Here is a 1,550-nt window from a genome sequence, read left to right as displayed (position 1 = left end):
CCGACGCTGGGCACGACGGACGCTACCAACGACACCACGCCGGTGCTGGGCGGCACGGCCGAGGCCGGCAGCACGGTGCGCGTGACGGTGGGCGGCGCGACCTTCGAGGTCACGGCCGACGCCAGCGGTCACTGGACGCTGGACACGGGCAGTGCCACGCCGGCGGAAGGCAGCTTCACGCTGGACGCCGACGGCGCCAAGACGGTGGAGCTGGCCAGCGTCGACGCCGCGGGCAACCGCAGCACGGGCAGCGGTGAGTTCACGCTCGACACCGAGGCGCCGGCAGCGCCCACGCTGGGCACGACGAACAAGACCAGCGACACCACCCCGGTGCTGGGCGGCACGGCCGAGGCCGGCAGCACGGTGCGCGTGACGGTGGGCGGTGCGACCTACGAGGTCACGGCCGACGCCAGCGGCCACTGGACGCTGGACACGGGCGGCGCCACGCCGGCGCAAGGCAGCTTCGCGCTGGGCGACGACGGCGCCAAGACGGTGTCGCTGTCGAGCACCGACGCCGCGGGCAACCGCAGCACGGGCAGCGGCGAGTTCATGCTCGACACCACCGCTCCGGTCCTGCTCTCCATCTGGATGGGCCAGTACGGACAGCACAACGGCTACAGCGTGCGCGACGGCATCGTCGAGATCTCGCTGCGGTTCAGCGAAGACCTGGCGCTGGATACCAGCGCCGGCGAGCCGACGCTGAGCGTCACTTTCCAGACCGGCACCGGCGACAGCGTCACCCGGACCTTCGGCTTCTGGAACGCCGGCAGCAGCCAGGTGAACTTCCGCTACACGGTGCAGGCCGGCGACGAGGACCTGGACGGCATCACGCTGCCCTCGGCCCTCTCGCTCAACGGCGCCACGCTGCGCGACGGTGCGGGCAACGACGCGGACCTGAACCTGGCCGGGGTCGAGGTCAACATCGGCGCCCTGCTGGTCGATGCCAAGGCGCCGGACGCGCCAACGCTGACCTCGACGGGCCTGACCAACGCCGCCACGCCGGTGCTCTCGGGCACGGCCGAGGCCGGCAGCACGGTGCGCGTGACGGTGGGCGGCGCGAGCTTCGAGGTCACGGCCGACGCCGGTGGCCACTGGACGCTGGACACGGGCAGTGCCGACCCGGTGGAAGGCGACTTCGCCCTGGGCGGCGACGGCACCAAGACGGTGGAACTGACCAGCACCGATGCGGCGGGCAACGCCAGCACGGGCAGCGGCGAGTTCATGCTGGACACCACGGCGCCGGCGGCCCCGACGCTGGGCACGACGAACACGACCAACGACGCCACGCCGGTGCTTGGCGGCACGGCCGAAGCCGGCAGCACGGTGCGCGTGACGGTGGGCGGAGCGACCTTCGAGGTCACGGCCGACGCTGGCGGTAACTGGACGCTGGACACGGGCAGCGCCGACCCGGTGGAAGGGACGTTCGCGCTGGGCGACGACGGTGCCAAGACGGTGGAGCTGGTCAGCATCGACGCCGCGGGCAACCGCAGCGCAGGCAGCGGCGAGTTCACGCTGGACACCATCGCCCCGGCCGCACCGGCGCTGACCTC

1 protein-coding gene is annotated in these 1,550 nt (G+C 72.8%); it reads left to right on the top strand.

Annotation, left to right across the window (positions count from 1 at the left end; all coding sequences use genetic code 11):
* Positions 1–1,550 (top strand): Ig-like domain-containing protein (locus tag H537_RS48430; protein ID WP_043462290.1); only part of this gene is annotated, 1,550 nt, incomplete at both ends.

This window comes from Azohydromonas australica DSM 1124, assembly GCF_000430725.1.
Lineage (GTDB): Bacteria > Pseudomonadota > Gammaproteobacteria > Burkholderiales > Burkholderiaceae_C > Azohydromonas > Azohydromonas australica.
This window is presented reverse-complemented; position numbering and strand designations above follow the sequence as displayed.